Source organism: Sediminivirga luteola, assembly GCF_014639315.1.
Classification (GTDB): domain Bacteria; phylum Actinomycetota; class Actinomycetes; order Actinomycetales; family Brevibacteriaceae; genus Sediminivirga; species Sediminivirga luteola.
The window spans coordinates 129,825-154,258 of the sequence record NZ_BMFY01000008.1 but is presented as its reverse complement, the minus strand read 5'-3'; the positions used below and the strand labels follow the sequence as shown (position 1 = coordinate 154,258).

The following is a 24,434-nucleotide window of genomic DNA, read 5'->3' as shown; positions in this document are numbered from 1 at the left end:
CCCCTCGTCAGGAGCTCTGGCCGAGCCACTCGCGGATGCTCTGCTCGTGCTCGCTGAGCAGCGGCGGCGCGGTGTGCTCGGTGCGGGTGGTCTCGCGGTCCCCGTCGAAGAACCGCAGCGGGGAGCCGGGGAGGTCGAACTCGCCGAGCACCGGGTGTTCCACCGTGATCTTCAGCCGCTGGGAGAGCGCCTGCTCCCAGGAGTAGACCTCCTGCAGGGTGCGGACCTTGCCGGAGGGGATGCCCGCCTCGGCTAGGCGTTCCAGCAGGGCGGGCGCCTCGTAGTCGGCGAACGCCTCCTCGATCGCGGCGATGACGCGTTCCCGGTTGGCGACGCGCTCGGCGTTGGTGCTCATGCCCTCGCCCTGCGGGTCCAAGCCGAATGCCTGGCAGAACCGCTCCCACAGCCGGTCGCTGCCGACCGCGATCTGCACCGCGCCGTCCTTGCAGCGGAACAGCCCGTAGGGCACGAGCGAGGGATGGTGGTTGCCGCCGGGACGGGGATCCTGCCCGGCGACGGTGGCCCGGGTGCCCTGGAAGGCGTGCACGCCGACGATCCCGGCGATGAGCGAGGTGCGCACCACTTTGCCCTTGCCGGTGCGCTCGCGTTCCAGCAGCGCCGCGAGCACGCCGTAGGCGCCGTTCATGCCGGCCAGCAGATCCGCGATCGGCACGCCCACGCGCTGGTAGTCCTCCGGCCCGGAACCGGTGAGCGACATCAGGCCGGCCTCGCCCTGGGCGATCTGGTCGTAGCCGGCGCGGCTGGCCTCGGGGCCGTCGTGGCCGAAACCGGTGATGGAGAGGATGACCAGCCGGGGGTTGAGCTCGTGCAGGCGCTCCACCGTGAAGCCCAGCCGGTCCAGGACGCCGCCGCGGAAGTTCTCGATCAGCACATCGGCGCGCTCGACCATCGCGGTCAGGGTGTCCCGGCCATCGTCCGACTTCAGGTCGAGGGCGATGGACTCCTTGTTGCGGTTGCAGGACAGGTAGTAGGTGGCCTGCGGATCGTCGTCGGGCCCGATGAAGGGCGGCCCCCAGGACCGGGTGTCGTCGCCGCGGCCGGGGCTCTCCACCTTGATGACGCGCGCCCCCAGATCGCCGAGCATCATGCCGGCGTGCGGGCCGGCCAGCGCACGGGACAGATCGACTACGGTGTAGCCGCTCAGGGGGAAACTGTCAGGGGCGGTCATAGGAGAGCCTTCCTTCGACGACGTCGGTGTCCGTCGTCATCCTAGCTCAGCCCTCGCCGCCGGCCTCGGGCCCCGGTCAGCCGTAGCGGGCGATGAGCTCCCGGAGCCGGCGCACCTCCGCCTGGGCCCGGGCGCCATCGGCGGCCTGGATGCCCATCACCTGGACGGTGGTCCCGTCGGTGAGGTCCAGGCTGACCCAGGGGTCCCCCGCGGGGAGGTTGAAGCTGGCACCGATGATCTGCGGCCAGGCCAGGCGACGGCTGCGCAGGACGTTGCGCACCGTGAGACCCTCGGCGTCCGGGACTGCCTGCACGAAGCCGAAGCGCAGGCCGATCCCGCCCAGCAGCACGCCGATGCCGATCATCCAGATCATGTCCCAGGCGTGCCAGGGCTGCCAGCCGACGCCGGTGACGGCGACCGCGAGGACCACGAACGCGATCACGATGCCGGCGGACAGGGGGATGCAGACCAGCCGCATCAGCGTCGGCCGGAAGGGACGCAGGTCCGGATCAGATGCGGCAGTAGCCAATGCGGGTCACCAGGATCGCGCGGGCGCCCTTCTCGTAGACGGTGTCCATGACGGTGTTGACGTCGTCGGCGGGCACCATCGTGCGGACCGCCACCCAGGCGGGATCCTTCAGATCGGAGACGGTGGGCGATTCCATGCCGGGAGTGACGGCGAGGCACTCGTCGAGGTGCTGCCGCTGCACGTCGTAGTCCATGATCACGTAGCGGCGGGCCACGAGGACGTTCTTCAGCCTCCGGCCGAGCACCTCGGCGGCCGGGCTCAGCTCCGCGCCGGAGCGGGCGATGAGCACTCCCTCACTGTGCATGAGCGGTTCCCCGAAGGTCTCCAGGCCGGCGGCGCGCAGGGTGCTGCCGGTCTCCACGACGTCCGCGATGGCATCGGCGACGCCCAGTTCGACCGAGACCTCGACGGCGCCGTCGAGTTTGACGGTGCGCGCTTCGATGCCGCGCGCGGCGAGGTCCCTGTCCACCAGGTTCGGGTAGCTGGTGGCGATGCGCTTGCCGCGCAGGTCCTCGATCCTGGTCATGGTGCCGGCCGGGGCGGCGTAGCGGAAGGTGGAGCGGCCGAAGCCCAGCGCCAGGGTCTCCTCGGCGGTGGTGACGGAGTCGCCGAGCAGATCACGGCCCGTGATGCCCAGGTCCAGGATGCCCTCGCCGACGTAGACGGCGATGTCGCGGGGGCGCAGATAGAAGAACTCGACCTCGTTGCGCTGGTCGCGGTGGACGAGGGACTTGGGCTCACGCCGCATGGCGTAGCCGGCTTCCTTGAGCATGGAGATGGCGGACTCGGACAGGGAGCCCTTGTTGGGGACGGCGACGCGGAGCATGGGGTCCTTTTTCTAGAGTTCGGTGTAGACGTCCTCGAGGCTCAGGCCCTTGGCGACCATGAGCACCTGGAGGTGGTAGAGCAGCTGGGAGATCTCCTCGGCGAGGGCACGGTCGGATTCGTACTCCGCAGCCATCCAGACCTCGGCCGCCTCCTCGACGACTTTCTTGCCGATGGCATGCACGCCGGCGTCCAGCTGGGCGACGGTGCCCGATCCCTCGGGGCGGGTGGCGGCCTTGTGCTGGAGCTCGGCGAAGAGCTGCTCGAATGTCTTCACCCGACAAGCATAGGACACCGCGAGGGGCGCTTCAGGCGCCGAGGTCGCGGGCCGGTCCCTGCGGGAACGCGGCTCTGCGGGTGCTGCGCCGGGCCCAGTCGCGCAGGCCGATGAGGACCATGATGAGGAAGATGAAGTACACCACACCGGAGAACACGAGCCCGCCGGCGATCGCCAGCGGGATGCCCACCAGATCCACCGCCAGCCAGACGAACCAGAACTCCACGATGGCTTTGCCCTGGGCGTACATGGCGACCACGCTGCCGACGAAGATGTAGGCGTCCGGGATCGGGTTCCACGACCAGTCTCCGGCATGCAGGATCGCGGCGAACGCAGCCGTACCCAGCAGCAGCGCGGCCAGCAGGATCAGCCGCTCCTTCCAGGTCGCCCAGCGGACCACCACTTCCCCGTCGTTCTGCGCCTTGGCCTTGCGCCACTGGGTCCAGCCCCAGATGGCCGCAGCGATGATGACCACCTGGCGGGAGGCGTTGCCGCCCAGATGCGCGGAGACGCTGGCGGCGAACAGCAGCACCGAGCCGAGGATCTGCACGGGCCAGGCCCAGATGCTCCGGCGCAGTGCGAGCACCACGGTGCCCAGAGCGCAGATGTTGCCGAACAGATCGGAGTAGGGCACCGGCCGCCCGGCCAGTTCGAAGGCCGGATGGTTCAGCCAGGACAGCAGCTCGATCATCGCTGCTCGGCGCGGGTGCGCAACTCGGCGATGGCGGCGGCCGGGTCCTCGGCGCCGTAGACCGCGGAACCGGCGACGAGCACGGTCGCCCCGGCATCGGCGGCCTGGCCCGCGGTTTCGGTGGAGATGCCACCGTCCACCTGGAGGGCGGTGCTCAGCCCCGCGGCGTCGATGGCGGTGCGGAGCCGGCGGACCTTGGCCATCATCGACGGCAGGAACGCCTGTCCGCCGAAGCCGGGCTCGACGGTCATCACGAGGATCTGGTCGAACTCGTCGAGGATGTCGAGCAGCCCGTCCACCGGGGTGGCCGGGCGGATGGCGACGGAGGCGCGGGCGCCGCGGCGCCGCAGCTCCCGGGCGGTTCGGATGGGCGCGGCGGAGGCCTCCAGGTGGAAGGTGACGGAGGCGCAGCCGAGGTCCGCATAGGCCGGGGCGTGGCGGTCGGCGTCGTTGATCATCAGATGCGCGTCCACCGGGATCGGCGAAGCCTGCACGATGCGCTCCACCACCGGGGGGCCGAAGGTGAGGTTCGGCACGAAGGCGTTGTCCATCACATCGGCGTGGACGGCATCGGCGGTGCTGATGCGCTGCACCTCCTCGGCGAGCCGGCCGAAGTCGGCGGACAGGATGCTGGGGTTGATCGCGATAGCCACGAGCGAAAGTCTAGTGGCCGCCGGACGCCGGCCGGTCCTCAGCGCTTGCGCAGCAGAGCCAGGAACATCCCGTCGGTGCCGTGACGGTGGGGCCACAGCTGGGCGAGCCGGCCGGTGGCGGGTGCGCCATCGGGGCCCGGCTCCTGACCCGGGGCGGTTTTGGCCACGGAGGCGAAGGATTCCGGCTCCGATCCGGTGACGTCGGCGAGGACGGCCGGGGCGTCGAGGACCTCCAGGACGGCGGGGCCGGTCTGCGTCCCGGCCTGTTCACCCCCTTGTCTGCCGAGGACGTCGTCGACGACGGCGATGGTCTCGGCGGGATGGGGCGAGCAGGTGGCATAGGCGAGCACCCCGCCGGGTGCCAGCGCGTTCAGGCCGGCGGCGAGGAGCTCCCGCTGGAGTGGCGCCAGCTGCGGCAGGTCCTTAGGCGAGCGGCGCCATCTGGATTCGGGCCGGCGGCGCAGCGCCCCGAGTCCGGTGCACGGGACGTCGACGAGCACGCGGGAGAAGCGGCCGGTGTTGGCGGCGCCGAACTCGCGCCCATCGGCCTCATGCACTTCCCAGCCCTCCAGCGCGCGGAGCGAGTCCCGGACCAGCCGGGCACGATGCTCGGACGGCTCCACCGCGGTCAGGGTGACGCTCCGGCCGGCGCCGATCGCGGCGAGCAGCGCGGATTTGCCGCCGGGGCCGGCGCAGAGATCGAGCCATTCGCGCTCCTCGTCCAGGGCCGAGGAGGCGTGTGCCAGGGCCAGGGCGACGAGCTGGGAACCCTCGTCCTGGACGCGGGCCCGGCCGGCGGCGACGGCGGGAAGATCGGCGGGGGCCTGCCCGCGCAGCCGCTTGGCGACCGGGGAGAGCCCGGTGGTCTCCCCCGGCAGCTCGGCGGGGTCGATCAGGCCGGGCAGCGCGGCGAGGACGGGGTCCGGCGCGGCGTTGTCAGCCTCCACCAGGGCGGCGAGTTCGCTCGGGTCGCTGCCGTGAGCCACCAGCGCCTGCCGGAAGGCGCGCAGGATCCAGGCGGGGTGCGAACCGGTGATGGCGAGGGCATCGAGGGCGCTCTTGCCCTCCGTGACGCGCTGCCGCCACTCCTCGGCGGAGCGCTCGGCGATGCGGCGCAGCACGGCGTTGGCGAACCGGGCCGGGCCGGCGGAGACCTCGTAGCGGACCAGGCCGACGGTGGAGTCGACGGCCGCGTGGGCGGCGACCCGCATACCCAGCAGCTGGTGGGCGCCCAGGCGGAGCGCGTCGCGCACCTCGGGGTCGATGCGGCTGCCGGGTGTCGCCGCCGCGTCGATGACGGCGTCGTAGAACCCCTGCCCGCGGAGTGTGCCGTAGGTGAGTTCGGTGGCGAAGGCCGCGTCGCGGCCGTGCAGACCGGCGCGGCGCAGGCGGGCGGGGAGGATGAGATTGGCGTAGGCGTCGTCGGCGCTCACGGAACGCAGCACGCCGTAGGCAAGGGAGCGGGCCGGATCCGCCGGCCTGCGCCGCGGAGGACGGGAGTTCATGCGGGGTCTCCTGTTTGTGTCTCGGTGCCGGTTCCGGCGCTGGGACCAGTGCCGGAACCGGCACCGGTCTCGAAGCGCGCGCCGGGACGGCCGCGGAGGAAGTCGGCGGCGGGCATGGCACGTTTACCGGGCGGCGCGATGAGGCGCAGTTCAAGGGCGCCGTCGGCGGCCCCGGCGAGCACCCGCCCGTCGTGGACCAGCAGGGAACCGGCAGGCACCTCGGGAGACCCGGACGGCGCGGGCATGAGCTCGATGAGCTTGGCGCGGCGCTGCGGTTCCGGTTCGCCCCCGGCCAGCAGGGTCCATGCGCCGGGGGCAGGCGTGACGCCCCGGTAGCGGTTGTAGACCTCCGCGGCGGGATCGCCGAAGTCGAGGCGGGCATCGGCGCTGCCGAGTTTGGGTGCGTGGCTGCCGGTCACCGGTTGAGGCTGTTCCTCCAGACCGCCGGAGGCGAGCAGATCGACGGTGCGGAGCAGGTCGCCGGCGCCCTCGGCGGCGAGCCTGGCCAGGAGCTGCCCGGCGGTCTCGTCGGGGCCGATGGGGGTGGCGCGCTGATGCAGGATGGGGCCGGTGTCCATACCCGAGTCGAGTCGGAAGACCGTCACTCCCGTGGTCTCGCGGCCGTCGATCACGGCGTGCTGCACCGGTGCGGCTCCACGGTAGTCCGGCAGCAGGGAGAAGTGGAGGTTGAGCCAGGGGGCGATGGCCAGGGCGCGGGGACCGGCCAGGGCACCGTAGGCGACGACGGCGATGAGATCCGGGGCGAGCTCTTCGAGCGTGGTGAGGACGTCTCCGCGTAGACGGTCGGCTTCGAGCACCGGGATGCCGAGTTCCAGGGCGGCCCGTTTCACCGGGCTAGGCGTCAGGACGCGCTTGCGGCCGAGAGGGGCGTCGGGCCGGGTCAGCACGGACACCACCTGATGGGAGCTGCCGGCCAGTGCGCGCAGCGAGGGCACGGCCGGCTCGGGGGTTCCGGCGAAGACGATTTTCACGCGGTCCAGCTTAGAGGGTCATCGGTTCCGCTCAGCAGTCTGGACCACCGGGGTTCTGCACGCAGTCCTCGTCGACGAGATACCGGTGGTAACGGTAGATGGTCATCTGCACCGGTTCGGAGGCGATGGCGGCGCGGCCGGCAATCGGCATCCAGCCTCCGCCGTCAACGGAGAACTCACCGCGATAGACGGTGGTGAGGCGAACCGTGTACGTGCCGGCTTTGCGGTAGACATGGGCGAATGCCGGATCCTCGCCTTCGCGCGGCCGCGCCCCAGCGGAGTTCGTCGTCTCGCTCTGGCCGTCGCCGAAGTCCCAGCGGTACTCCACCGGAGTCGCCCGGACACGCACCGGCACCCCCAGCAGCGTCATGTCGAATTCGCGGGTCGAAGAATCCGCCCAGAATCCGGTCTTGCGCTGAGAGACGCCCCACCCGTCGGGTGACGAGTGGATGACCGACGGCGGGATATCGAAGTTCTGGAATTCCTCACGGACGATGTCCGGAAGGCTGATCTGCACTTGTTCCCCGCCGGAGGGGCCGCCGCCACCCGGTTCCGCATCGGGACACCGGAAAGTCGCGTCGCCGTATTCCTGGTTGCACTGCAGCTGCGGGCCACCATCCCCAGCCGGGGAACTCCCTGGCCCGCGCCCGCTCTCCCGCCCCGTACCACCACCAGCCTGACGGCCCGATTCCCGACCGGATTCCCCGCTGCCCGAGCGGTCAGGGTTGGGGCGGGGGATGCGGTCTTTATTGTGGCACTGTCCGATATGAGTAATCCGGCACTGTGGACTGAACGCTACCGCCGGGGTTACCGCCTCAAAGAGCGCGCCCAAAAGTGCCACGGACAGGAAAACCTCGAAAACCCATAACAAAAGTCGCCTGCACTTACTGACATGCATCCGACATCTCAACAATCTCAGTGAGTTTCCACGCACCTCTCGCAGATGTCAAGCTGACTTCCGCATAGACTTCGTCGCCACTTTCCCCAGCGTCCACCTCGGAGTCAAGTTCGTCAAGAACCAAGAGATCACTCATGTCGAAGCAATAAGAAGCACGAACACTTACGTCGTTATCCACGTCGCTTGAGATCCCCTCAAGACGCAAGAATTCATACGACAACTGACCCGTACGCTTATATCCCTCCTCCTGGTAGGTGCGTGAAAACAACTCAAACTCAGCCAACGCTTCCCCCGAATAAACATCACGCGGATCACCAGGGGGAACGCCACCATTCCGTAACGCGGCGTCCTCAAAGTTGAGTGCCGCTCGTAACGCCTCAACCGCTTCCTCCGCGGCCGCTCGCTCTTCCGGCGTGAGTTCCAACCCCTCGGCAACGGTCATCTCCACGCCATCGGCCGGCCCCGGTAGAACCTCCGGTTCCGCAGACGTGCTCGACTGCTCGGTGACAGGGGGTACGTCTGCCGGCTCTTCGGCAGCACAGCCAGCAGCAAGACCCAGCACGAGCACAGCGGACATCGCAGCCGCCGCTCTGCTGTGGAAGCAACCCGGCCTGCGCACCGAATGGGGATCGTTGCGCGCAGGCCGGGTTGCCCGTGGGGACCAGTTCGGGGAGAACATACCCGAAAAAGTAATCGACTTTCGTCCCGAACGGAAGACCCTGTTGTCACCTGTGGACACCAGACTCCCGCGGATCATCCCCCGCCCTTGCAACGAATCGAGTAGCCGTCACATTTTCATGGGCACCCGTATTCCCAGGTCGGAGCCCATATCTACTGCGCGCTACCGACCGAGCATCCGTCAGCAGTCGTCCTGACCGGTCAGATGATTGACGAGCAGCTGGCGCAAAGCTTCCTCAGCGCAGCTAGCCGACGCCCCTGCTCGTAGCTCGCCACGTTGGACCTGATCGTCTGGTCGGGTCAGATCCTGTCGCAGGATCTGATGTTCTTCCGGCTTCACCGGCGCCGTCCCGCCGGAGGGTAGCGTCCACCCCCATCGGCGGTCCGGACCGGACAAGCGCACCGGACGGATGACTCCCATGGTCTTCCATCGATGATGTTTCCGGCACAGCGCCCAGAGGTTGCTGCCCGACGTAGCGCCGTGCGGCCATGCCGACCGGTGGTCAAGATCGCAGACCGCAGCCGCTGCAGGGCATCCGGGCACGCTGCAGGTGCCATCGCGGAAACCGATCGCCACGCGCAAGGTCTCCGGCGGGAACCGGCCGGCGTACTCATGAGCGAGGACATCACCGCTGCGTCCCAACAGGATCCGATGCCAGAAGACACGTGGATCACTCCGTCCCGCGCTCTCCCTTCCTGCCAGTTCCCGCAGCTGGGACAGGGGGACCACCCAGCTTCCGTCCTCGCTGACCACCGGCGCCTCAGCGTCCCCGGCCAGCGCTTCGGCCGGCACGGTCACCCCGATGTGCACGCGCACATCCCTCAACGCCTCGATGCCGCATCCGGGACGACGGTGCTCCACGGTGCCCCGCGCGTGCGCCGGACCGAACGAAGCATGACCGTCATGACACACCTCGTCGCTCTGCCGGCGGCCTTCACGGTCTGACTGTTTCAACGCCTGTGGCGGAACCGTGGGCCGATCACCGGGCTTGGCGAATGGAGGCTCCACCACCGGACGCCCATGACAGGCACACACCGGGATGCTCTCGCTACCGCGCTTCGCTTCTGGCTCCGGTCTCTCTGGCTCCGGCCCCGGACCTCTACGCTCTGCCACCTCCGGCCCCGGACCTCTACGCTCCGGACCCACTGTCCGCTGCACGGCGGCCGGCAACGGCACCGTTCCGCCGGTCAGCGCATCGGCTAGCACGTCCGCCCGCGCCTGCGCTACCGTCACACCCCCGCCGGCCAGCTTCCGGCCGGCTTTCGTGAGTGCCTGATCGATCATCGCCGCGTGCATCGTCGGCAGCAGCGCCCACAGCTCGCTCACCCCGTCATCGCGGTGCTCGACGCACACGCGCCGTTCGGCAAGGGCCATGCGGGCGCGCTCTTCGCCCTGGTCCGACTCGAGTTCGGCGATCAGGCGGCGAGCCCATGCGCGCAACTCGCCCACCGTGTGCCGCGGCGCGTACTCCACCGCACGGCGGTCGAGGACGTCACGAGAGTCCTCGCGAAGCAAGCGGCCGGCGGCATCGGCCAGGACATAGATCCGGGCGGCGTCCACTCCCCCGTCCAGAAACAGCTCCCAGACAACGGGCAGAGATTCGCGTGCGCGCACCGCGCGCGACAAGCGCAACGACGCCTGGGCTGGGCTCCATCCCAGCGCGCGGCCGATCTCATAGAGCACCGCACCCCGCTCTGCCTCGGCGATCTCCCAGCGGCCGCACCGCTCGGCTCCGGCTGCCCGGTGACCGTCGCGATCAGTCCGCGCCCCGCGCTCGATCCGGGCGCATTCCGCATCCAGGTGCTCCAGCGCCGCCGAGAGTTCCCTTGCCTCCGCCGCGGCACGATCCCGGCCGCGAGCAGACAGGCCCGCCAGGCGTCCCGCCGCGTCACGACGCAGAGGACCGCCCTCCCCCGCCGGCGGGTGATGACCCGCGACGGGAGGCGTCTGGTTCCCTCTCCGGCTCTCCATGCGATCACTCTACGAGCCGGCACGGACAACGCTCTGTGCACCGCTCATGCCCGCGCCGATGACCAGGCGCATACGACGCTTCCCGGCACCTCAGCCGTCCCGTGCGTCCACGCGCACGTAGACCGGCTCCCCCGCCCGGCGTGCCGATCGCTCCGCGGTGATCTCCGCGAGCCTGCGGGTGATCCCCGGCGCCGCCCGATGCGGGAACCGCAGGGTGAGCGACGGCGGCTCCCCGACCGGGCCGCGCACCAGCACCTCGGCGGGAGGATCCAGCCGAGCAAGAACGTCATCCAGGTCGCGTTTCTCCCCGGTCAGCACTGCCTGGCGTCCTGCCGGCGGCAGCAGCAGCTCCGCCCGCTCTGCCAGTTCCGCGCCCGCGAAGCCCTCAGGGTCCCAGCGGGTCATGACCCGGGCGATGAGCGGGTTCTGTCCCACCAGCAGCAGCCGGCCTCCCTCCGCGGCCCCGGCGACCAGACCCCCGATGCGAAACCAGGCGGAAACCGTCTCCTCGACCGCCCGCAAGCCCGGTCTGGCCAGGGCGGAGTCGGCGTCCAGGACGACGGCGGCGCGGTAGCCGCCGTCGACGAGCGGTTCCGCACCGGTGGTCGCCACCACGATGCCCGGGCCCGGATCGATGCGGTGCAGGATGTGGTCGCCCCAGGAACGGAGCACCCGTGTCCCCGGGAACGCGCGGCCCAGCTCCTCATGCGTGCGATCGACCCCGATCACGGCCGAGCGCACCCGCCGGCTCCCGCACTCCGGGCAGCTGAACCGCCTGAGCTCGTGCCCCGCCGGGCACTTCATCGGTGCGTGCGGGCTGCGCTGCGACACCGGCTCCCCGCAGTCGGGGCACAGGATGCGAGTACGGCACCGCGCGCAGCTGAGCACCGGGATGTATCCCGCCCGCGGCACACTGATGAGCACCGGCCCCGGCGATGGCGGTTCCTGCCCGGCGCGGGGCTTCTCCCGCCCCAGCGCCGCGCGGATGGCGCGGAAAACGTCCTCGGGGATGCGGCCGACCTGACCGGGCCGGTCCACGGGAGCAGCCAGCGGAGCCGCCTGACGCAGCAGATCACGGGGCGCCCGGACGTCACCGGCCCAACCGGACTCCACCAGCCGCTGCGCCTCCGGACTGCGTGAGTAGGACAGCATCAGCAACGCGCAGCCGCTCAGCGCCGTGCGGGTCAGCGCCACCTCCCGGGCATGCGGATAGGGCGCGCGCTGCTCCTGATACGAATCGTGGGCATCGTCGAAGACGATGATCATCCCGAGGTCCTTCATCGGCTGGAACGCCGCGGCGCGCGTGCCCACGATGAGCCGCGCGGTACCGTACAGCCCCGAGAGGAACGCCGTGCAGCGGGCCTGCGGTCCCTGCTCGGCCGCCACCGAGGTGCCGGCGCCGTCCAGCGCTGAGAACACCCGCTCGGCTTCCAGCAGATCCCTGTGGTCGGGCACCAGCACCAGCACCGATCGGCCGTGGCGCAGCACCGCCGCGGCCGCAGCGCTCGCATAGCCGGCCCAGCCGCTACCCGGCTGCCCGGCCGGCAACACCGTCATCACCGCCCGCGGCCCCGGGAGCCCGCCCTCGGCCGGGCCCAGCCAGTCCTGCAGTGCCCGCGTGAACTCGTCGAACGCCGGCAGCACCGGCTCGGGTCGCGTATCCGGTAGCGGTGCGGTCGCCGCGAAGTCCCTGGCCGTGGTCGCCTCGGATTCCAGATCATGGGACAGCATGCGCTTCTCGGCCGCGGCATGCCTGGCCGGGATCGCCAGCCGCACCACATCCGGGAGGGTGCCTGCATAGCGGTCCGCAACCGCACGGCACAGCTGCAGCGTCTCCGGGCCGAGCACCGGCACCGGTGAGACGACCCGCTGGACCGGCGAAAGCTCGCCAAGGAAATCGGTGTCCGGTTTGCGCGCGATGACGTACCCGGTCGTCAGCTTGCCGGCGAAACGCACCCGGGCGCGCACGCCGGGACGGCAGTGGGCATCGAGTTCCGCGGGCACCGCGTAGTCGAACTCGCGCGCCAGATGGGGTACCGCCGACTCCACCAGGACCGATGCCACCGGATCCGTCTCCGCCGGCGTGACCCCGCCGCTGAGCCGCAGCTCGCCCGGTTGCGGGACGAGAGCCGGTTCAGCAGCGAAGAGCGGTTCGGACATGGGCCGATCCTCTCACGCGGCACGGACAGGACGGGCGCCGTGCGAGGCTGCGCTCAGAGACCGAGCTGCCGGGCGAGCTCAGCAGCGCGATCGGTGCGCTCCCAGGTGAACTCCTCGAGCTCCCGGCCGAAATGCCCGTAGGTGGAGGTCTTGCGGTAGATGGGCCGCAGCAGGTCCAGATCGGCGATGATGCTGGCCGGCCTCAGGTCGAAGGTCTCCCGGACCGCGGCGGCGATCTTGACCGGATCGGTCTTCTCCGTGCCGAAGGTCTCCACGTACAGGCCCACCGGCTCCGCCGATCCGATGGCGTAGGCCACCTGGATCTCCGCCCGGTCAGCCGCACCGGAGGCGACCACGTTCTTCGCCACCCAGCGCATCGCGTAGGCCGCGGAGCGGTCCACCTTCGAGGGGTCCTTCCCGGAGAAGGCGCCGCCCCCGTGGCGGGCGAACCCGCCGTAAGTGTCGACGATGATCTTCCTGCCGGTCAGCCCGGCATCACCCTTGGGGCCGCCGATGACGAACGGCCCGGCCGGGTTGATGTAGGTGGTGTAGGCGGAGACGTCCAGGCCGGTCCCGGACAGCACCGGGTCCAGCACGGCCTCCCTGATATCCGCCGCGAGCTGTCCCTGATCCACGCCCGGCGCGTGCTGGGTGGAGAGCACGACGGCTTCGAGACGTACGGCGGTGTCGCCGTCGTAACCGATCGTGACCTGCGTCTTCCCGTCCGGGCGGAGATAGTCGAGCGTCCCGTCCTTGCGCACCTCGGTGAGGCGCTCCGAGAGCCGGTGGGCCAGCCAGATCGGCAGCGGCAGCAGCACCGGGGTGGAGGTGTCGGCGTAACCGAACATGAGTCCCTGGTCGCCGGCGCCCAGGGACAGCCCCGGGTCGTCGGCGTCCCCGCCGTCACGCACCTGGAGCGAGGAATCCACCCCGGAGGCGATATCGGAGGACTGCGAGCCGATCGACACCGAGACCCCGCAGGAGTCCCCGTCGAAGCCCTTCGCGGAGCTGTCGTAGCCGATCCTGGTGATGACGTCACGGACGATCCCGGCGACGTCGGCGTACGCCTCGCTGCGCACCTCGCCGGCCACATGGACCAGCCCGGTGGTGACCAGGGTCTCGACCGCCACCCGCGACTGGCTGTCCTGAGCCAGGAGGTCGTCCAGGACCGCATCGCTGATCTGGTCGCAGATCTTGTCCGGGTGACCCTCGGTGACGGATTCGGAGGTGAACTGACGCAGATGAGGCATGCCGGGGACTGTCATGGGGCTCAGTCTAACGGGAGGGTCCGGAGGTCACGACGCGGGACAGGACCCACTGCGACACATCCGCTTTGCTGCCCCGGCGCTCCCCGATCACTTCCGCGGAACCGTCCCGCGCCGCCACCAGCGTGACGGAGTTCTCCGCGGTGCCGAAGCCGCGCCCGGCACCGACCTCATTGACCACCAGGAAGTCCGCGCCCTTGCGCAGCAGCTTGGCTGAACCGTACTCCAGGACGGTGCCGTGCTCGTCGCCGGTCTCCGCGGCGAAGCCGACGATACGCTGCCCGGCAGGTGCCGTGCCGGCGGCGCGCTGAGCCACCAGATCGCGGAGGATGTCGGGATTCTGGACCAGCTGCAGCGTCAGGCCGTCGTCGCCCTGCTTCTTCAGTTTCGTCTCAGCCAGCGAGGCAGGCCGGTAGTCGGCGACGGCCGCGGCCATCACGACGATGTCGGCCTCCGCGGCCAGCTGGAGCATCGTCTCGCGCAACTCCAGCGCGGACTCCACGCCCACGACCTCCAGACCGGCTGCGCTGCCGGGGGCGCCGAGCCCGGCCTCACACAGCACATCGCGCTCGACATTGGCGGCGACCAGGGTGACCCTCGCCCCGGCAGCCAGCGCGGCGGCGGCCATGGCGGTGCCCTGCCGGCCGGAGGAACGATTGCCGAGGAACCGCACCGGGTCGAGCGGCTCGCGGGTGCCTCCCGCGCTGACCAGGACGCGCTTACCCTGCAGCAGTCCCGGGGCGGGCTCGCCCGGCGACGCCAGCAACTGCTGCACGGCGGCGAAGATCTCCTCCGGCTCGGGCAGCCGGCCGGGCCCGGAGTCGCTCCCGGTCAAGCGGCCTTCGGCGGGATCGAGCACATGCACGCCGCGATCACGCAGCACCCGGACATTCTCCCGGGTGGCGGCGTGATGCCACATCTCGGTGTGCATCGCCGGAGCCATCAGCACCGGGGCGGCCGTGGTCAGCAGGGTCGCGGTGAGCAGATCGCCGGCCAGCCCGGCCCGGGCGGAGGCCAGGACATCGGCGGTCGCCGGTGCCACCACGACGAGATCGGCTTCATGGCCGATCCGGACATGGGCCACCTCGTCGACCTGCTCGAAGACGCTGGTGGTGACCGGCTCCCCGGAGAGCGCCTCCCAGGTGGCCTTGCCGACGAACTGCAGGGCCGCGCCGGTGGGCACGACCCTGACGCTGTGCCCGTGCTCGCGCAGCAGCCGCAGCAGCACGGCGGACTTGTAGGCCGCGATGCCGCCGGCCACGCCGAGCACGATGCGTGCCATAGGGCGAGGCGGACTAGGCCTGTTCGCCGGTGTCGAAGGTCGGCTCGCCGAACGGGTTCGGCTCGGCCGGCGCAGCGGGGCCGCCGAAGCCCTCGGCCTCGGCTTCCCGGGCGGCCAGGGCCGCGGCGAGGTCTTCCTCGGTGGGCTGGCGGCCGACGACCTTGCCCTCGTTGATCTCGCGCAGCGCGGTGGACAGCGACTTCTCGTTCGGCTTCGGCGTGACGAGCGGTCCCACGTTCTCCAGCAGGCCCTCCTGCAGCTGCGAGTAGTACGCGTTGATCTGCCGGGCGCGCTTGGCCGCCTGGATCACGAGCTCGTACTTGGAATCCGTGACCGCGAGGAGATCGTCGATCGGCGGGTTCGTGATGCCTTCAGGCGTGACGGACACTGAATATGCTCCCTAGGAAGTCCGGGTTGAAGAGATACCCATCAATGATACGAGTTCTTGCGCGGCTTCGCGAACGTCGTGGTTGACGACGCTGACGTCGAACTCCGATTTCGCCGCCAGCTCGGTCCGGGCGGTGGCCAGCCGGCGTTCCCGTTCCTCCGGCCCCTCGGTCCCCCGGCCGACGAGCCGGCGCACCAGCTCCTCCCAGCTGGGCGGCTCCAGGAAGACGAAGAGCGCCTCCGGCATGGTCTGCTTCACCTGCCGGGCGCCTTGCAGGTCGATCTCCAGCAACGGCGCCTTGCCCGCGGCGAGCGCGTCGAGCACCGGCCCGCGCGGGGTGCCGTAGCGGTGGCGGCCGTGGACGACCGCCCATTCGAGGAGCTCCCCCTCACGTTCCAGGCGGTCGAACTCCTCTTCGCTCACGAAGTGGTAGTGCACGCCGTCGACCTCGCCAGGGCGCCGCGGACGGGTCGTCGCGGAGACCGACAGCCACACATGGGGATAGTGCTCGCGGATATAGGAACTCACAGTGCCCTTGCCCACCGCGGTGGGACCGGCCAGGACGGTCAGGCGTGCCACGTGGACTATGAGAACCTCGCTTCGAGCGCGGCGCGCTGGTGGACTCCCAGACCCCTGATCCGGCGGGACTCGGCGATGCCCAGATCCTTCATCACGGCAGTGGCACGGCGCTCGCCGATGCCCGGGATGGCCCGGAGCAGATCCACCACGCGCATCTTCCCGAGCGCCTCACTCTTCTCGGCCGCGGCGATCACCTCCGCGACCGTCTTGGTGCCTGCCCGTAGATCCGCCTTGGCCGCGGCGCGTTCCTGCCTCGCACGGAAAGCCTTGTCGAGGGCAGCCGAACGCTCTTCCGGAGTCAACGGTGATAGCGCCACGATTATCTCCTCTATTGACCGGAGCCGGTGTATCCGCCGGTCCCAGCCGCAATCTAGTGAGTGTTGTCGACGGGAAGTGAGCCCAGTCTACTCAATCACCGCGCAAATGCCGTAGCGAGTTCGCGCGCGCTATCACGGGCGGCCTGCCGCAGCGCATCCGGGTCCGGCCCGGCGGCAAGGATCCCGCGGGAGCTGGGTACCAGGACGCGGCCAGCCGCGGCCAGCGGTCCGAACAGGGCGGCGATGTCCCCGGCCGAGGCGCCCTGCGCGCCGTAGCCCGGTGCCAGCACGGTGCCCGTGAAACCGGTCAGATCGATGCCGAGCCGGTCCAGCGCCGCGCCGACGGTCGCGCCGATGACCACCCCGTGGCTGCCCGGGACGTCCCGGGCACCGGCCGGCACGTCCTGATTCCGGTCGGAGACCTGGCTGATCATCTCCCCGCCCAGGCTACCGCCGGCGGGGACCGCCGCGTGCTGTACCCCGGCGGCCTCCGGATTCGAGGTCAGCGCCAGGACGTACAGCCCCCGGCCGGTGGCGTCGGCCAGCTCGAACGCCGGATCCAGGCTGCCCAGGCCGAGGTAGGGCGACACCGTCAGCGCATCCGCGCGCAGTGGTGCATCGTCCGCCAGGTAGGCCTCGGCATACGCGCCCATCGTGGAGCCGATATCGCCGCGCTTGGCGTCCAGGATGGCCAGGACGCCGGCATCCCGGGCAGCGGCGAGCACCGCCTCCAGGGCCCCCACGCCCGCGGCCCCGAAACGCTCGAAGAACGCGGACTGGATCTTCACCGCCGCCACCTCCCCGGCCAGGGCGCCGATGGTCGCCGTGCCCAGCCGCTGCGCGCCGGAGGCCGAGTCCGGCAGCCCCCAGGCGGCCAGCAGCCCGGCATGCGGGTCGATGCCCGCACACAGCGGGCCGCGCGCGGCGATGGCGGCGGCCAGCCGGGCGCCGAACGGGGCATGGTTGCCGGCACCGGTCACAGCAGCGCCGCCCACTCCTGCAGCGGGGTGACCTCGAATCGGCCGGCCCGGACCACCTCGATCGCGGTGACCGCCGCGGAGAACTCCTGCAACGTCGTGATCAGCGGGATGTTCGCGCTGGTCGCGGCGGCGCGGATCTCGTAGCCGTCGGCCCGGGAGTAACGACCCGAGGGGACGTTGACGACCATCTGCACCTGGCCCTCGGCGATCTCGTCGAGAACGGTGCGCTCCTGCTCACCGGCTTCGAAGTGCTTGCTCTGGCGGGTCACGGCGATGCCGTGGCGGGCCAGGACATCGGCGGTGCCGGAGGTCGCGACCACCTCGAAGCCGAGGTCCACGAGCCGCTTGACCGGCAGCACCAGGGCACGCTTCTCGCGGTCGGCGACCGAGACGAAGATGCGTCCTTCAGTGGGCAGACCGGCGCCGGCGGCGAGCTGGCCCTTGGCGAACGCCGTCGGGTAGTCCCGGTCGATGCCCATCACCTCGCCGGTGGAGCGCATCTCCGGGCCCAGCACGCTGTCGACCACCTTGCCCTCCGGGGTGCGGAACCGGCGGAAGGGCAGCACGGCCTCCTTCACCGCCACGGGTGCGTCCAGCCCGATCCGCGAGCCGTCGCCGGCGGCCGGAAGGATCCCGCCCTCGCCGCGCAGCTCGCCGATCGACCGGCCGAGGGCGATGAGCGCGGCCGCCTTGGCCAGCGGGGTGCCGGTCGCCTTGGAGACGAACGGCACGGTGCGCGAGGCGCGGGGATTGGCCTCGATGACGTAGAGCACGCCGGCGGCGACGGCGAACTGGATGTTCAGCAGGCCGCGCACGCCGGTGCCCGCGGCGATCGCCTCCGTCGCCCGGCGGACCTCCTCCAGGACGGCTTCGCCCAGGGTCACGGACGGCAGCACGCAGCCGGAGTCGCCGGAGTGCACGCCGGCTTCCTCGATGTGCTCCATGATGCCGCCGATGTACACCTCCTGGCCGTCGTACAGCGCATCGACGTCGATCTCCACCGCCTCGTCCAGGAACCGGTCGACCAGGACCGGCCGGGTTGGCGAGACCTCGGTGGCGGACTCCATGTAGGCCAGCAGCTGCTCGGTGTCGTAGACGATCTGCATGCCACGCCCGCCCAGCACGTAGGAGGGCCGGACCAGCACGGGGAAGCCGATCTCCTGGGCGATCTTCGCGGCGCCCTCGTAGGAGATGGCGGTGCCGTGCTTGGGGGCGGTCAGCCCGGCGGTGTCGAGCACCTCGCCGAAGGCGCCGCGGTCCTCGGCCAGGTCGATCGCCTCCGGCTGGGTGCCCAGCACCGGAACGCCGGCGGCCTTCAGGTCCGCGGCCAGGCCCAGCGGCGTCTGCCCGCCCAGCGTGCAGATCACGCCCAGCAGCGGGCCCGCCTGCGACTCGGCGTGGTAGACCTCCAGCACGTCCTCCAGCGTGAGCGGCTCGAAGTAGAGCCGGTCGGCGGTGTCGTAGTCGGTGGAGACCGTCTCGGGATTGCAGTTGACCATGATGGTCTCCACCCCGGCCGAGCGCAGCGCGAGGGTGGCGTGCACGCAGGAGTAGTCGAACTCGATGCCCTGGCCGATCCGGTTGGGACCCGAGCCGAGGATCATCACGGCGGGACGCTCGCGCGGGCGCACCTCGGACTCCAGGTCGTAGCTGGAGTAGTGATACGGCGTGTGCGCCTCGAACTCGCCGGCGCAGGTGTCGACCGTCTTGTAGACCGGGCGGACCCCGAGGGCGTGCCGCACACCGGTCACGACCTCGGTGCTCAGGCCCCGCAGCGCGCCGATCTGCCCGTCGGAGAAGCCGTGGCGCTTGGCCAGGCGCAGCGTGCTCACGTCTAGGGTGGGGGCGGCGGCGAGAGTCTCGGCGGTCTCGTTGATGAGCTGGATCTGGTCCAGGAACCACGGATCGATATCGCAGATCTCGTGCACCTCGTCGATGCTCATCCCGGCGCGCAGCGCCTGCTGCACCGCGAGCAGGCGCTGCTGGGTGGGCCGTCGCACGGCCTCCTCCAGACGCGCCCTGGCCTCGTCGTCGGAGAGGTCGACCGGCTCGCCGTCCCAGTGGAAGGTGGTGTCCTTCTGCTCCAGGGACCGCATCGCCTTCTGCAGCGCCTCGGTGAAGCTGCGGCCCAGCGCCATCACCTCGCCGACGGATTTCATCGTCGTGGTGAGGGTGTCGTCGGCGGCCGGGAACTTCTCGAACGCGAACCGCGGGATCTTCGCCACGATGTAGTCCAGCGTCGGCTCGAAGGACGCCGGGGTGACCTTCGTGATGTCGTTGGGGATCTCGTCCAGGGTGTAGCCCACGGCGAGCTTCGCGGCGATCTTGGCGATCGGGAAACCGGTCGCCTTGGACGCCAGCGCCGAGGACCGGGACACCCGCGGGTTCATCTCAATCACGACGATCCGCCCGGTGTCCGGATCGACCGCGTACTGGATATTGCAGCCGCCGGTGTCCACGCCGACCTCGCGGATGATCGCGATGCCGATGTTCCGCAGCTCCTGGTACTCCCGGTCGGTGAGGGTCAGGGCCGGGGCGACGGTGATCGAGTCGCCGGTGTGCACGCCGACGGGATCGACGTTCTCGATCGAGCAGACCACGACGACGTTGTCGGCGCGGTCGCGCATCAGTTCGAGCTCGTACTCCTTCCAGCCCAGGATGGACTCCTCCAGCAGCACCTCGTGCGTGAGGGAGTCCTGCAGGCCGGCGCCGGCAATGCGGCGCAGATCGCGCTCGTCGTACGCCATGCCCGAGCCCAGGCCGCCCATCGTGAAGGAGGGCCGCACCACGAGGGGGTAGCCGAGGTCCTCAGCGGCGGCGAGCGCCTCGTCCATGGTGTGCGCGATGTGCGAGCGCGCCACCTCGGCGCCGCAGCGCTCCACCACGTCCTTGAACTTCTGCCGGTCCTCACCGCGCTGGATCGCCTCGACATTGGCACCGATGAGCTCCACGCCCAGGCGTTCCAGGACCCCCGCCTCGTACAGGGCGATGGCCGCGTTGAGCGCGGTCTGACCACCCAGCGTCGGCAGCAGCGCATCCGGCCGCTCCTTCTCCAGGATGGTGGTCAGCACGGCAGGGTCGATGGGCTCGACGTAGGTGGCGTCGGCGATCTCCGGGTCCGTCATGATGGTGGCCGGATTGGAGTTCACCAGGATGACGCGCAGCCCCTCCTCTCGCAGCACCCGGCACGCCTGGGTCCCGGAGTAGTCGAACTCGCAGGCCTGCCCGATGACGATGGGCCCCGACCCGATCACCAGGACGGATCGGATGTCCTCACGAAGCGGCAACGTTAGTCTCCTTCGCTCATCAGCGTGGTGAAGCGGTCGAACAGATAACGCGAGTCGTGCGGCCCGGCCGCGGACTCGGGGTGGAACTGCACGGAGAACGCCGGCAGGTCCAGGCAGCGCAGGCCCTCGACGACATCGTCGTTGAGGCTGATGTGGCTGACCTCCACGCGCCCGTAGCGGCCGTCGCCATGGGGGGCCGTGGAGACCTCGTCGATCGGCGCGTCGACGGCGAAGCCGTGATTCTGGGAGGTCACCTCGACCTTGCCGGTGGTGCGGTCGAGCACCGGCTGGTTGATGCCGCGATGGCCGAAGGGCAGCTTGTAGGTGCCGTAGCCCAGGGCGCGGCCGAGCAGCTGGTTGCCGAAGCAGATGCCGAAGAACGGGATCTTCTCGTCCAGCACCCGCCGCAGCAGCTCCACCTGGTGGTCCGCGGTCTCCGGGTCGCCGGGGCCGTTGGAGAAGAACACGCCGTCGGGCTCCACCGCCGCCACCTCCTCGAAGGTCGCGGTGGCCGGCAGGACATGCACCTCAATGCCGCGTTCGGCGAGCATCCGCGGGGTGTTCGCCTTGATGCCGAGGTCCACCGCGGCGACCCGCCAGCGGGCCTCGCCCTCGGGGCGGACGACGTACGCCTCCTTGGTGCTGACCTCCTCGGCCAGCTGGGCGCCCTTCATCGGCGCCTGAGCCCGCACCTCGGCCAGCAGTTCGGCGGCAGGGCGCTCTGCCGCCTCGGCGGAGAAGACGCCCATCCGCATGGCGCCCTTGTCCCGCAGGTGCAGGGTCAGCGCTCGGGTGTCCACGTCCTGGATGCCGACGATGCCCAGCCGGTCCAGGCGCTCGCCGAGCGACTCGGTGGCCCGCCAGCTGGAGACCCGGCGCGCGGCGTCACGCACGACGTAGCCGGCGATCCAGTAGCCCAGTGACTCGTCGTCCTCGTCGTTGACGCCGGTGTTGCCGATGTGCGGCGCGGTCTGGATCACGATCTGGCGGTGGTAGGAGGGGTCCGTGAGGGTCTCCTGGTACCCGGTCATGCCGGTGACGAACACCGCCTCGCCGAGTGCGGTGCCGGTGGCACCGTAGGGCCGCCCCTCGAAGACCCGTCCGTCCTCCAGGACGAGGACGGCCGTCTGCGTATCAGCCACGGGCTGGTTCTCCTTCGTGCTACATGCTGCTGTCAGTGTCATGATGCGGCCAGCGTCCTGATCTCCTCGATCAGCCGCGGCCGGTCGGCGGCCGCGCGGGGCCGGAATCCGGTGTCCACGCTGGTCTCCCCCAGCGTCCAGGTGACGACCACGAGGCCGTCCTTCTCCACGAACTTCCCAGCCATCCCGGATTCGGCGCGCACTCCCGTGATCGCCTCCCGGGGGATGAAGAAGTCCGGCACCCCGGCGCGTTCGACGATCACGCCGCGCTCACAGGGGAACACAGCGCCCTGCGTGCGGATTCCCAGTGTGTGCACCGCCACGCGTTCGAGCCGCTGGCGCTCCAGCGTGGTGGCCACGTACATCGCCGGGATGCGGTCGCCGGCGCCGTCGAGCTCGGCCGGGACCTGCGGCGGCGCCGGGATGTGGCTCTGCCCTCGCTTGCGGGAGCGCCAGCCGTACCAGGCCAGGGCGAACAGGCCGACGGTGAGGACGACGGCGATGATGGCGCCGATCAGATAGGCGGTGGTCACAGCGGCCATGTGTCCTCCTTGGAGGCCGGGTGGGGGGCTTGCAGCTCGCCGTCCAGGACCACGGGATGCCCGTAGAGGAAGGTCGAGTGGACGGCGGTGTCGACCTCGGTCCCGGCGAACGGATTGTTCCGGCCCAGACTGGCGGAGTCCGCCGGGTCGATGGTGTGCGGGGCGCCCGGGTCCACCAGCACGATATTGGCGTGCGCACCGGGCTCGAAGCCGTGTCCCTGGCCCGGCAGTCCCGCGATCCGGGCCGGGTTTCGGCTCATCAGCCGCGCCACCTGGTCCCAGCCGAAGCCCTCCTCCTCGCGCATCGCCAGGCGGACCACGGCCAGCGCTGTCTCCATGCCGACCATCCCCATGGCCGCGGCGGTCCACTCGCAGCACTTGTGCTCGGCCGGGTGCGGGGCGTGGTCGGTGGCGATGACGTCGATGGTGCCGTCCAGAACGGCCTGCCGCAGGGCGGCGGCGTCCTCGGCGGTCCGCAGTGGCGGGTTGACCTTGTAGACCGGATCGTAGCTGCGCACCAGGTCATCGGTGAGGATCAGGTGGTGCGGGGTGACCTCCGCGGTGATCCGTGCCCCGCGGGATTTGGCCCAGCGGATGATCTCCACGCTGCCGGCGGTGGACACATGGCAGATGTGCAGGCGGGCGCCCACGTGCTGGGCCAGCAGCACGTCCCGGGCGATGATGGCCTCCTCCGCCGCCGCGGGCCAGCCGGGCAGACCCAGTTCGGCGGAGACCACGCCCTCGTTCATCTGCGCGCCCTCCGTCAGCCGCGGCTCCTGGGCGTGCTGGGCGATCATCCCGTCGAAGCCCTTGACGTACTCCAGGGCACGGCGCATCAGCAGCGGATCGGACACGCAGTGCCCGTCGTCGGAGAAGATCCGCACGCCCGCCGCGGAGCGGGCCATCGCGCCGAGTTCGGCCAGCCGGGTACCCTCCAGGCCGGCGGTGACGGCGCCGATGGGCTGCACCTGCGTCCAGCCGGACTCCCGGCCGAGCCGCCACACCTGTTCCACCACGCCCGCGGTATCGGCCGTGGGCTGCGTGTTCGCCATCGCCAGCACCGCGGTGAAACCGCCCCGGGCGGCGGCGCGGGAACCGGTCTCGACCGTCTCGGCGTCCTCCCGGCCGGGCTCGCGCAGGTGCACGTGCATGTCCACCAGGCCCGGCAGCGCGATCAGGCCGTCGGCGTCGACCGTGAGGTCGGGCCGGCCCGCCGAGCCCGGCTCGGCCAGACGGCCGTCGGCGATCTCGATGTCCTGCGCCTGTCCGCCGAGCACGCGCGCGCCGGCGATCCTGATCCGCATCAGTGGCTGTCCTCTCCGGTGAGCAGATGGTAGAGCGTGGCCATCCGTACCGCCACGCCGTTGGCGACCTGATCGAGCACCAGGGCGCGGGGCGAGTCGGCCGCCGCCGCGGAGATCTCGACGCCGCGGTTCATCGGCCCCGGATGCATCACCCAGGCATCGGCCGGCAGCGCATGCAGCCGGGCGGCGCTGAGGCCCCATAGCCGGGTGTACTCGCGGGCATTGGGGAAGAAGGCCTGATGCATCCGCTCCAGCTGAATCCGCAGCATCATGACGGCATCCGGAGCGAACTCGGCGATGGCCTCGTCCAGGTCGTAGCGCACCTGGCAGGGCCAGCTCTCCACCCCCCAGGGCAGCAGCGTGGCCGGGGCGACCAGGACGACCGAGGCGCCCAGCGTGTGCAGCGTCCTCACATTCGAGCGGGCCACCCGGGAGTGCAGCACATCGCCGACGATCATCACGGTGGCCCCGGCCAGGTCCTTGCCGTCGGCTCCGGTGCCGGCGGCGCCGCTGGCCGGCTCCCCGTGCAGCACCCGGCGCAGGGTGAAGGCGTCCAGCAGCGCCTGGGTGGGGTGCTCATGGGTGCCGTCGCCGGCGTTGATGATGGGCGCCTCCAACCAGCCGGCCTGCGCCAGCCGGTGCGGTGCGCCCGAGCCGGGATGCCGCACCACCACGCCGTCGACGCCCATCGCCGCGAGGGTCTGCGCGGTGTCCTGCAGGCTCTCGCCCTTGGAGACGCTGGAACCTTTGGCGGCGAAGTTGATCACATCGGCCGAGAGCCGCTTGGCGGCCGCTTCGAAGGAGATCCGGGTGCGAGTGGAGTCCTCGAAGAACAGGTTCACCACGGTGCGCCCGCGCAGGGCGGGGAGCTTCTTGACCTCGCGGCCGGCCACCGTGGCCATCTCCTCGGCCAGGTCCAGCAGCTCGACCGCGGTGCGGCGGTCCAGATCGGAGGCGGAGAGCAGGGAGGTCAGCGCCA

Annotated in this window: 23 protein-coding genes; all 23 read right to left on the bottom strand. The window is 70.7% G+C overall.

Going from position 1 to position 24,434, the window contains the following annotated elements:
- Positions 1-7: 7 nt before the first annotated feature.
- The 23 genes from IEW13_RS10490 to IEW13_RS10380 all read right to left on the bottom strand — a co-directional run bounded on the left by IEW13_RS10490 (position 8) and on the right by IEW13_RS10380 (position 24,429).
- A complete protein-coding gene (locus IEW13_RS10490; RefSeq protein WP_188550859.1) occupies positions 8-1,189 on the bottom strand; it encodes a CaiB/BaiF CoA transferase family protein in 1,182 nt (393 codons plus the stop codon).
- A gap of 76 nt (positions 1,190-1,265) precedes the next feature.
- Entirely contained in the window at positions 1,266-1,718 is a 453-nt protein-coding gene (locus IEW13_RS10485; protein ID WP_188550858.1) for a PH domain-containing protein, read from the bottom strand.
- Positions 1,699-2,544, bottom strand: a complete 846-nt coding sequence (gene hisG, locus IEW13_RS10480) for an ATP phosphoribosyltransferase (RefSeq protein WP_188550857.1) — start codon at positions 2,542-2,544, stop codon at positions 1,699-1,701. The genes IEW13_RS10485 and hisG overlap by 20 nt, the downstream gene beginning before the upstream one ends.
- Positions 2,545-2,556: 12 nt before the next feature.
- Positions 2,557-2,820 (bottom strand): phosphoribosyl-ATP diphosphatase, encoded by a 264-nt coding sequence (locus IEW13_RS10475; RefSeq protein WP_188550856.1) that lies wholly within the window; start codon positions 2,818-2,820, stop codon positions 2,557-2,559.
- Between the two features lie 31 nt (positions 2,821-2,851).
- A complete protein-coding gene (gene pnuC / locus IEW13_RS10470; protein WP_229745076.1) occupies positions 2,852-3,511 on the bottom strand; it encodes a nicotinamide riboside transporter PnuC in 660 nt (219 codons plus the stop codon).
- On the bottom strand, positions 3,508-4,164 hold the full coding sequence (gene rpe, locus IEW13_RS10465) for a ribulose-phosphate 3-epimerase (protein WP_188550855.1): 657 nt from the start codon (positions 4,162-4,164) through the stop codon (positions 3,508-3,510). Before rpe ends, pnuC begins: the two co-directional genes overlap by 4 nt.
- 38 nt (positions 4,165-4,202) lie before the next feature.
- Entirely contained in the window at positions 4,203-5,669 is a 1,467-nt protein-coding gene (locus tag IEW13_RS10460; RefSeq protein WP_188550854.1) for an RsmB/NOP family class I SAM-dependent RNA methyltransferase, read from the bottom strand.
- The gene (fmt, locus tag IEW13_RS10455; protein ID WP_188550853.1) at positions 5,666-6,661 is read right to left on the bottom strand and encodes a methionyl-tRNA formyltransferase; all 996 of its coding nucleotides are present in this window, start codon (positions 6,659-6,661) and stop codon (positions 5,666-5,668) included. Before fmt ends, IEW13_RS10460 begins: the two co-directional genes overlap by 4 nt.
- Before the next feature lie 31 nt (positions 6,662-6,692).
- Positions 6,693-7,178 carry a PKD domain-containing protein gene (locus IEW13_RS10450; RefSeq protein ID WP_188550852.1) on the bottom strand — a complete coding sequence of 162 codons (486 nt, stop codon included), beginning with the start codon at positions 7,176-7,178 and terminating at the stop codon, positions 6,693-6,695.
- A gap of 367 nt (positions 7,179-7,545) precedes the next feature.
- Positions 7,546-8,136: a hypothetical protein gene (locus tag IEW13_RS10445; protein WP_188550851.1), complete on the bottom strand. Its 591-nt coding sequence runs from the start codon at positions 8,134-8,136 to the stop codon at positions 7,546-7,548.
- A gap of 282 nt (positions 8,137-8,418) precedes the next feature.
- Positions 8,419-10,209: an HNH endonuclease signature motif containing protein gene (locus tag IEW13_RS10440; RefSeq protein ID WP_188550850.1), complete on the bottom strand. Its 1,791-nt coding sequence runs from the start codon at positions 10,207-10,209 to the stop codon at positions 8,419-8,421.
- A 90-nt stretch (positions 10,210-10,299) separates the two neighbouring features.
- Positions 10,300-12,369, bottom strand: coding sequence for a primosomal protein N' family DNA-binding protein (locus tag IEW13_RS10435; RefSeq protein ID WP_188550849.1), 2,070 nt, complete (start codon positions 12,367-12,369; stop codon positions 10,300-10,302).
- A gap of 53 nt (positions 12,370-12,422) precedes the next feature.
- Positions 12,423-13,619 (bottom strand): methionine adenosyltransferase, encoded by a 1,197-nt coding sequence (gene metK, locus IEW13_RS10430; protein ID WP_188550902.1) that lies wholly within the window; start codon positions 13,617-13,619, stop codon positions 12,423-12,425.
- A 25-nt stretch (positions 13,620-13,644) separates the two neighbouring features.
- On the bottom strand, positions 13,645-14,916 hold the full coding sequence (gene coaBC, locus IEW13_RS10425) for a bifunctional phosphopantothenoylcysteine decarboxylase/phosphopantothenate--cysteine ligase CoaBC (RefSeq protein ID WP_188550848.1): 1,272 nt from the start codon (positions 14,914-14,916) through the stop codon (positions 13,645-13,647).
- Positions 14,917-14,929: 13 nt separating this feature from the next.
- Positions 14,930-15,304 (bottom strand): DNA-directed RNA polymerase subunit omega, encoded by a 375-nt coding sequence (rpoZ, locus tag IEW13_RS10420; protein ID WP_188550847.1) that lies wholly within the window; start codon positions 15,302-15,304, stop codon positions 14,930-14,932.
- Between the two features lie 12 nt (positions 15,305-15,316).
- The gene (gene gmk, locus IEW13_RS10415; protein ID WP_188550901.1) at positions 15,317-15,892 is read right to left on the bottom strand and encodes a guanylate kinase; all 576 of its coding nucleotides are present in this window, start codon (positions 15,890-15,892) and stop codon (positions 15,317-15,319) included.
- Positions 15,889-16,200 (bottom strand): integration host factor, actinobacterial type, encoded by a 312-nt coding sequence (gene mihF, locus IEW13_RS10410; RefSeq protein WP_188550846.1) that lies wholly within the window; start codon positions 16,198-16,200, stop codon positions 15,889-15,891. The genes gmk and mihF overlap by 4 nt, the downstream gene beginning before the upstream one ends.
- A gap of 95 nt (positions 16,201-16,295) precedes the next feature.
- Entirely contained in the window at positions 16,296-17,180 is an 885-nt protein-coding gene (pyrF, locus tag IEW13_RS10405; RefSeq protein WP_188550845.1) for an orotidine-5'-phosphate decarboxylase, read from the bottom strand.
- Complete coding sequence (carB, locus tag IEW13_RS10400; RefSeq protein WP_188550844.1) at positions 17,177-20,467, bottom strand: carbamoyl-phosphate synthase large subunit; 3,291 nt, start codon at positions 20,465-20,467, stop codon at positions 17,177-17,179. Before carB ends, pyrF begins: the two co-directional genes overlap by 4 nt.
- Positions 20,468-20,469: 2 nt before the next feature.
- Positions 20,470-21,651, bottom strand: a complete 1,182-nt coding sequence (gene carA / locus IEW13_RS10395) for a glutamine-hydrolyzing carbamoyl-phosphate synthase small subunit (protein WP_188550843.1) — start codon at positions 21,649-21,651, stop codon at positions 20,470-20,472.
- On the bottom strand, positions 21,648-22,151 hold the full coding sequence (locus tag IEW13_RS10390) for a PH-like domain-containing protein (protein ID WP_188550842.1): 504 nt from the start codon (positions 22,149-22,151) through the stop codon (positions 21,648-21,650). Before IEW13_RS10390 ends, carA begins: the two co-directional genes overlap by 4 nt.
- The gene (locus tag IEW13_RS10385; protein WP_188550841.1) at positions 22,139-23,455 is read right to left on the bottom strand and encodes a dihydroorotase; all 1,317 of its coding nucleotides are present in this window, start codon (positions 23,453-23,455) and stop codon (positions 22,139-22,141) included. Before IEW13_RS10385 ends, IEW13_RS10390 begins: the two co-directional genes overlap by 13 nt.
- Positions 23,455-24,429: an aspartate carbamoyltransferase catalytic subunit gene (locus IEW13_RS10380; protein WP_188550900.1), complete on the bottom strand. Its 975-nt coding sequence runs from the start codon at positions 24,427-24,429 to the stop codon at positions 23,455-23,457. The genes IEW13_RS10385 and IEW13_RS10380 overlap by 1 nt, the downstream gene beginning before the upstream one ends.
- Positions 24,430-24,434: the final 5 nt, after the last annotated feature.